The 4,281-nt window shown below is 76.6% G+C and carries 4 protein-coding genes and 1 pseudogene; 2 read left to right on the forward strand and 3 right to left on the reverse strand.

The window, feature by feature from the left end; genetic code table 11:
• Window positions 1-85: 85 nt before the first annotated feature.
• Window positions 86-576: pseudogene (locus ACSNN9_RS27895) on the reverse strand (hypothetical protein).
• Between the two features lie 113 nt (window positions 577-689).
• Here ACSNN9_RS27895 and ACSNN9_RS27900 point away from each other — a divergent pair.
• The gene (locus ACSNN9_RS27900) at window positions 690-1,028 is read left to right on the forward strand and encodes an SCP2 sterol-binding domain-containing protein (RefSeq protein WP_357883504.1); all 339 of its coding nucleotides are present in this window, start codon (window positions 690-692) and stop codon (window positions 1,026-1,028) included.
• A gap of 71 nt (window positions 1,029-1,099) precedes the next feature.
• Here the strand turns inward: ACSNN9_RS27900 and ACSNN9_RS27905 are convergent, their stop codons facing one another.
• Window positions 1,100-2,116: an HAD-IIA family hydrolase gene (locus ACSNN9_RS27905; protein WP_436676285.1), complete on the reverse strand. Its 1,017-nt coding sequence runs from the start codon at window positions 2,114-2,116 to the stop codon at window positions 1,100-1,102.
• Entirely contained in the window at window positions 2,113-3,075 is a 963-nt protein-coding gene (locus ACSNN9_RS27910) for a Replicase polyprotein 1ab (RefSeq protein WP_436676287.1), read from the reverse strand. Before ACSNN9_RS27910 ends, ACSNN9_RS27905 begins: the two co-directional genes overlap by 4 nt.
• On the opposite strand from ACSNN9_RS27910, the gene ACSNN9_RS27915 reads away from it, so the two are divergent.
• Window positions 2,977-4,281 (forward strand): hypothetical protein (locus ACSNN9_RS27915; RefSeq protein WP_436676289.1); only part of this gene is annotated, 1,305 nt, incomplete at its 3' end. The two genes, ACSNN9_RS27910 and ACSNN9_RS27915, sit on opposite strands and share 99 nt — an antisense overlap.

Genomic DNA, 4,281 nt, shown 5'->3' on the forward strand with positions numbered 1-4,281 from the left:
GCCCGGCGGGCCGGGGCGGGCGCCGGGCGGCGGGGCGGGCCGGAAGGGGCCGCTCACGACCCGCTCCCGGCCGGGGCCGGGCGGGTCACGCCTCGCCCTCCGGCGGCCGCTTGCGGGCCGGTGCCTTCTTCGCCGGCCGGACCGGCTCCGCGGCGCCCTCGGTCGGGGCGAGGGCGGACGGCGTCCGCCTGGCCACCGCCTTCTTGGCGACGGCCTTCTTGGCCAGCGCCTTCTTTGCGACGGCCGGCCTTTCGACCGGGGTGCTCGGGGCGGGGGCCGCCGAGGTGGGTGCGGCCGGTTCGGCGGCGCCCGGGGCGGCCGACGACCCGGCGTCGGCGGGCGACCCGGCCGGCACGGGGGGCGACGGCGCGGCGGCGGGCACGGGCGGCGGGGCACCGAGGGTGGCCTTGGCGTCGCCGCGCCGGTGGAGACCAGCTCCTCGGCGAGGGTCTGCAGCTGGGCGGCGGTCGCCCCGCCGGAGCCGACGACCCGGCGAACCGCGTCCTGGGCCTTCTTCCGGGGCGCCTCCGTCAGGCCCATGGCCAGCTCGAGGTAGGCGCGCCACGCGTCCTGCATGCCTGATTCCTTCCGCGGGGCGGGGGTGTGCAGGTGCCACGCTACCGGGCACCCCGGGACGCCCTGTGCGGTACGGTGCCGGGGACGGCGTGGCGAGCGGTGAGGGGGCGATCGTGGCCAGCGTGGACGAATGCCGGCAGGCGTTGCGGGATCTGGCGGCCCGGCTGGACCGCAACGCGGAGACGGTGCGGGAGAAGGTCGACTTCGACCGGACGCTGGCCTGCCGGATCACCGACCTGGAGACCGCCTTCCACGGCCGGCTCTCCGGCGGTCGCCTGGTCGACCTGGCCGACGGCGACGACCCGAAGGCCAGGATCGCGCTGAGCACCAGCAGCGACGACCTGCTCGCACTGGTGCGCGGCGACCTCGACGTCACCCGCGCGGTCACGTCCCGGCGGGTGTCGATCAAGGCGAACCCGCTCGACCTGATGAAGCTGCGCAAGCTGCTCTGAGGCCATCGGGGCGGGCCGGTCGGTCCCGCCGGCGCGCAGGCGCGGGCCGGTCGCGGCGGTGCCGGCGGCGGTCAGCCGGGGAGGCCGAGTTCGGCCAGGGCCTTCTCGGCCCCGACCGACCCGGCACGGATCCGCGCCGGCCGCCCCGACCAGGCGGTCGCGCAGAGCGCCGCCAGGGCGTCCAGCGGACGGCCCGCCCCGGATAGTTCCAGCGTGTCGTCCCGCGGGGCCACCGACCATCCGCCGGCGTCCGCCGGGCCCGGCACCCGCACCACGGCCGCCGGGTCGAAGAGCCCCGCCAGGTCCATCGAGACGTACGTCGGCCTGCGGTGCGGCGGGGCGGCGAGCAGCTCCGCCGCGTCGCTCACGCCGGTGAGCACCAGCAGGCTGTCCAGGCCGGCCCGCCGGGCGCCCTCGATGTCAGTGTCCAGCCGGTCGCCGACCAGCAGCGTCCGGCCCTGTCCGGCACGGCGGGCCGCCGTGGTGAACAGTGCCGGCTCGGGTTTGCCGACGACCACGTCGGGATCGCGGTTGAGCGCGGTGCGCAGCACGGCGACCAGTGCGCCGTTGCCCGGCAGTGGTCCCCGGCCGCTGGGCAGGGCGGGGTCGGTGTTGGTGGCGACCCAGGTCGCGCCGCCGCGTACGGCCACCGACGCCTCGGCCAGGTCCGCCCAGCAGACCTGCGGGCCGAACCCCTGCACCACCGCGACCGGCGACTCGTCGGCCCGGGACACCGGGGTCAGCCCCACCGCGCGCAGCTCGGCCCGCAGCGCCTCGGTGCCGACGACCAGCACCGCGGCACCGGCGGGAAGTTGGTCGCGAAGCAGCTCGGCGGCGGCCGCCGCGGAGGTGAGGACCTCCTCGGGTCGGGCGGGCACGCCCATCCCGGTGAGCAGGTCGGCCACCTCGCTGGAGCGGCGCGAGGCGTTGTTGGTCGCGTACGCCACCGACCGGCCCTCGGCGTGCAACCGGCCGACCGCCTCGACCGCGCCGGGGACCGGCCGGTCGATCAGGTAGATCACGCCGTCGAGGTCGAAGACGACCAGGGCGTACCCGTCGACCAGCCGTTCCCCGGCACCCGTCGTCATCGCTGCGCGGTGTCCGACCCGCCCGTGGCGGCGTCCGACTCGTTGGCGGCGGTGGGCTCGCCACCAGCTGCGGCGACCGCGGTGTCGTCGTCGGCCGGACCGGCGGCGACGGCGTCCGCCTCGTCGTCGGTCAGCTCGTCCTCGGCCAGGTCGTCCGCGGGCACCGCAGCGATTGTCGCCTCGTCCTGCCGCTCGTCGGCGGTCCCCGAAGCGTCCCGCCGCTCGTCGGCGTTCTCGTCGGTCGGATCCGCGTCGCTGCCGAGGTCGGCGTCCGGCCGGGCCGGCACCGCGCCCGGGGCGCCGGGGCCGGAGGCGACCGCCTCGGCGGGCTCCTCGTCCTCCTCGTCGCCCTCGATCACCACGCCGTCGAGCTCCAGCAGCCGCTCGGCGGCGTCGGTCTCGCCCTCGGCGTCGACGTCGGCCGCCCGGGAGAACCACTCGCGGGCCTCGTCGCGACGACCGACCGCGAGCAGCGCGTCGGCGTACGCGTACCGCAGCCGGGCCGTCCACGGCTCGGCCGTCTCGCTCGTCAGGTCGGGAACCTGGAGCATGGCCACGGCGGCGTCCTTCTGGCCCAGGTCGCCCCGTGCCCCGGCCGCCACGATCAGCAGTTCGGTCGCCACGGCCCGGTCCAGCTTCTCCTGGTCCGCGCCACGGAACAGGTCGATTGCCCGCTCCGGCCGGCCCAGCGCCCGCTCGCAGTCCGCGAGCACCGCCAGGTGGCTCTGCAACCCGCTCATCCGGTGGTACGTACGCAGCTCCGCGATCGCGGTCTGCCACTCCCCCGCGTGGTACGCGGCCAGACCGACCGCCTCGCGGACGGCGGAGATCCGGGACGCCAGCCGACGGGCCGCCAGCGCGTGCGCGAGCGCCTCGGCCGGGTCCTCGTCGATCAGCTGACCCGTCGCCACCAGGTGCCGGGCGACCGTCTCGGCGACCGGCTTCGCCAGCGAGAGCAGTTCGGCCCGGACGTCCTTGTCGAGGTCGGTCGCGACGATCTCGTCGGGCAGCGCGGGGGCCGCCGTGCGCTCCCCCTCCGCCTCCGGACGGTCCCGCCGCTCATCGCGACGCTCTCCGCCCCGGAAGCCGCCCTCACGACGGTCGCCCTGGCGGTCGCCGCCGCGGTAGCCCCCCTCACGGTCACCACCCCGGTAGCCACCGGGACGGTCGCCGCCCTCACGACGGTCAGCACCACGGAAACCACCCTCGCGGTCACCACCGCGGTAGCCGCCCTCGCGGTCAGCACCACGGAAGCCACCCGGTCGGTCGCCACCCTCACGACGGTCACCGCCACGGAAGCCGCCCGGACGGTCGCCGCCCTCGCGACGGAAGCCGCCCTCACGCGGCGGACCGGAACGGTAGCCACCCTCGCGACGGTCACCACCGCGGAAACCACCCTCACGGTCACCGCCACGGAAGCCGCCCGGACGGTCGCCACCCTCACGACGGTCACCGCCACGGAAACCACCCTCACGGTCACCACCGCGGAAGCCACCCGGACGGTCGCCACCCTCACGACGGTCGCCACCGCGGAAGCCACCCTCGCGCGGCGGACCGGAACGGAAGCCACCCTCACGGCGGTCACCGCCACGGAAACCACCCTCGCGGTCACCACCGCGGTAGCCGCCCTCGCGGTCAGCACCGCGGAAGCCACCCGGACGGTCGCCACCCTCACGACGGTCGCCGCCACGGAAACCACCGTCGCGGTCGCCTCCGCGGAAGCCGCCGCCCTGACGGCGGTCGCCGCCACGGAAACCACCCTCGCGGTCACCACCGCGGAAGCCACCCGGACGGTCGCCACCCTCACGACGGTCGCCACCACGGAAACCACCCTCGCGCGGGGGACCCGAACGGAAGCCACTCTCGCGACGCTCACCACCGCGGAAACCACCCTCGCGGTCAGCACCACGGAAGCCACCCGGACGGTCGCCACCCTCACGACGGTCGCCACCGCGGAAGCCGCCCTCGCGGTCGCCACCGCGGAAGCCACCCTCGCGGTCGCCGCCACGGAAGCCGCCCTGGCGATCGCCGCCGCGGAAGCCACCCTCGCGCGGCGGACCCGAACGGAAACCACCCTCACGACGCTCACCGCCACGGAAACCACCCTCGCGGTCACCACCGCGGAAGCCACCCGGACGGTCGCCACCCTCACGACGGTCGCCACC

Origin of the sequence: Micromonospora sp. URMC 107, assembly GCF_051386315.1 — a bacterium.
Taxonomy (GTDB): Bacteria; Actinomycetota; Actinomycetes; order Mycobacteriales; family Micromonosporaceae; genus Micromonospora.

Bases quoted from the DNA above. Each gene is read 5' to 3' on its own strand.
- ACSNN9_RS27905 (WP_436676285.1), bottom strand. From the start codon at position 2,116: ATGACGACGGGTGCCGGGGAACGGCTGGTCGACGGGTACGCCCTGGTC.